3 protein-coding genes are annotated in these 2893 nt (G+C 66.9%); all 3 read left to right on the plus strand.

The window, feature by feature from the left end:
• Nucleotides 1–43 precede the first annotated feature (43 nt).
• The gene (locus tag ACRDUX_RS14020; RefSeq protein WP_526414634.1) at nt 44–967 is read left to right on the plus strand and encodes an RNA polymerase sigma-70 factor; all 924 of its coding nucleotides are present in this window, start codon (nt 44–46) and stop codon (nt 965–967) included.
• Nucleotides 968–1589: 622 nt separating this feature from the next.
• Nucleotides 1590–2405: a lytic transglycosylase domain-containing protein gene (locus ACRDUX_RS14025; RefSeq protein WP_526414636.1), complete on the plus strand. Its 816-nt coding sequence runs from the start codon at nt 1590–1592 to the stop codon at nt 2403–2405.
• Between the two features lie 65 nt (nt 2406–2470).
• A complete protein-coding gene (locus ACRDUX_RS14030; RefSeq protein ID WP_526414635.1) occupies nt 2471–2887 on the plus strand; it encodes a guanyl-specific ribonuclease in 417 nt (138 codons plus the stop codon).
• Nucleotides 2888–2893: the final 6 nt, after the last annotated feature.

Genomic DNA, 2893 nt, shown 5'->3' on the forward strand with positions numbered 1-2893 from the left:
GTGGTGAGCAGCCGGCGTCCGCTCCGCAGGTGGTCACGGAAACGTGACCACCGATCCCCCGATCGCAGGCTCGGCCTGCGACGACCACGCGCAGCGGTTCACCCATCTGCGGCCGCTGCTATTCACGATCGCCTACGAAGTACTGGGCTCGGCAACCGAATCCGATGACGTGCTCCAGGACAGTTACCTGCGGTGGGCCGACGTGGATCTCGGAACCGTGCGGGACACCAAGTCGTATCTTGCGCAGCTGGTGACAAGCCAGGCGCTCAACGCACTACGCACGAGGGCGCGTCGTCGCGAGGACTACATCGGACCGTGGCTGCCCGAGCCGCTTCTACTCGCCGAGGACGACGCATCGGCCGATGTCGTACTCGCCGAGTCGGTTTCGATGGCGATGCTGGTGCTGCTGGAAACGCTCACCCCTGATGAGCGGGCGGTGTTCATCCTGCGTGAGGTGTTCGGCTTCGACTACGACGAGATCACCGGCGCAGTCGGTAAATCCGTCGCCACGGTGCGTCAGATGGCGCACCGCGCCAGGGAGCACGTGCACGCCCGGCGGACGCGGTTCGGACCCGTCGATACGGCGCGCACGGCACAGATCACCCAACAGTTCATGAAGGCGGCGAACACCGGCGACATGGACGGACTGCTTTCGCTGCTCGCGCCCGACGCCACCTGGACTGCCGATAGCGGCGGCAAGGCCCCCGCTGCGCGCAGGCCGGTGGTCGGCGCGAAGAAGGTGGCCGCAGTCCTGGTGGCCTCCTTCCGTTTCATCCGGAGCACGCCGAATGTGCGGTTCAAGACGGTGAACTGCAACAACGCGCCGGCGGTCGTCGTCCACCGCGGCGACGTCCTCGAAGGCGTCTTCCTCCTCGAGATCGTCGGCGACAAGATCACCAACTTCTACGCGATGCGCAACCCGGACAAGCTCGCCGCGTTCGCCGTTCCACGCACGATCAGTCGTTAGCGAGGCCGCCATCCGGACTCCCCCGCCGGTGCCGTCCGACGTAGCAATGCCAGCATCGCGAGTTTCAGGCAGTTCATGACCCCCCAGCCCTTGACTTACGCAAACGTCAAATGCTGAAATCATCACAGCTGCCGCGGTCGGAGGGTCGCGCTACCAAGCCCGCGCTACGGCGCGAGCCGTGAGAACGTCCATTAGGGGGGACGACCACTCTCGCGGCGAAAGCCCTCCGGCCGTTGCGGTCCGCCTCTGTTCGAGCGGCCTCGCACGCTCTACCTGGGCCGACGCCTCGATCGCCGCACTTCGGCCGAGTACGGATTCATCGGGCCGGTCAGGTTGGGTCGGTGCCGAAGCCGGGCGCGGAAGCACACTCGGCCCATAGGCTTCGGTGCAGAGCCCGCCTCCTGCGGGGAGAGCGTCGCTCGCTGTGGCAGTCGACGGGAGTGGACCAGTGCGTCGTGACCATCTAACCGCCGTTCGGCAGAGGCGTGGCGCACCCTTCGTGCTCGCGACGATCTTGTTCGCCGTAGTCGGCTGTTCAGGGTCGACACCGCCAGATACCGCGTCGGTCGCCAGCTCCACCGCAACGACGGTGGGCACCAGTGAACGGGTCGGCGTGTCCGCGATGGACGACCCTTCGGTGACCACCGCAGGGGATGGCGCCGCGGGCGCGCAACCGCAGCTGGCAGCCGACCCGGCCCAGCTGGCCGACGATCTCGTCGCCGACGAGGGAGCCGTGCGTGACCCGTCTACGCCGGAGGCACTGCTGGTCACGGCAGCGGCCCGACAACAGGCGGCCTACCGCGCTATCGGGCGCAACCCCGAATTGAATGCGGAAACGCGACCGCGAATCCCGCCGTCGCTGCTGCTGGCCTACGACCACAATGTCGACGCCAGCGGGCAGCTCACCGCGATGGCCCACCCCCACGACACCCTGCCGGCCTGGCACATCGACCCGCCGGCTCCGGCCGAGGAGTTGCTCGATTCCTATCGGGAGGCAGAGTCGGCGTCCGGCGTCGGCTGGAGCTACCTCGCCGCGATCAACCTGATCGAGACACGTTTCGGGAGCATCCACGGCTACAGCTCCGCCGGCGCGCAGGGCCCGATGCAATTCATGCCAACGACGTTCGCCGCCTATGGCGCCGGGGGCGACATCAACTCGCCCCACGACAGCATCATGGCAGCCGGCCGCTACCTGGCCGCCAACGGCTTTGCCAACGATCGTGATCACGCCATCTACCGCTACAACAACGCCGACCAGTACGTGCGGGCGGTCAACGACTACGCAGCAGTGCTTGCGGCCGACCCTGCGGCGTTCCCCGGTTACTACCATTGGGTCGTGTACTACTACACGACCGCCGGTGACGTCTTGCTTCCGATCGGTTACGCCGAGACGTCACCGATCCCCGTCGACGACTACCTGGCGACCCACCCGCAGTAAGCCGGTACGTGTTCGGCTCCGACGTGATGACGTAGGTGGCGGCAGCCCGATAGCGAGGAGCGCAGGTGGGTCGACGTAGGTTCGCGGCTGTCGCGCTCTGCGCACTCATCCTCATCGCCAGTGGATGTGCGCAGGCGTCGACGATCCCGGCCAACCGGGCAACGACGACGGTCGGTCTGCCGACGTGCCCACTGAACACGCTGCCGCCAGAGGTGGTCGACACCGTGCGGGTCATTCACGCGGGCGGCCCATTCCCCTTTCCGCGCAACGACGGTGTGGTGTTCGGCAACCGCGAGGGCCATCTCCCCGACCAACGCAGGGGTTACTACCGCGAGTACACCGTGATCACCCCGGGTGCCCGAAATCGGTCGACGAAGCGCATCATCACCGGTGGAGCGCCGCGGACCGATCCGCCCCAATACTTCTACACCGGCGACCACTACGACTCGTTCTGTACGGTCGCTGACGCGGGAAGGCCATGATGCCGC

Source organism: Mycobacterium sp. (assembly GCF_050701675.1).
Taxonomy (GTDB): domain Bacteria; phylum Actinomycetota; class Actinomycetes; order Mycobacteriales; family Mycobacteriaceae; genus Mycobacterium.

Excerpts from the sequence above, each read along its gene's own strand:
- ACRDUX_RS14025 (WP_526414636.1), top strand. The coding sequence starts at position 1,590 with ATGGACGACCCTTCGGTGACCACCGCAGGGGATGGCGCCGCGGGCGCG.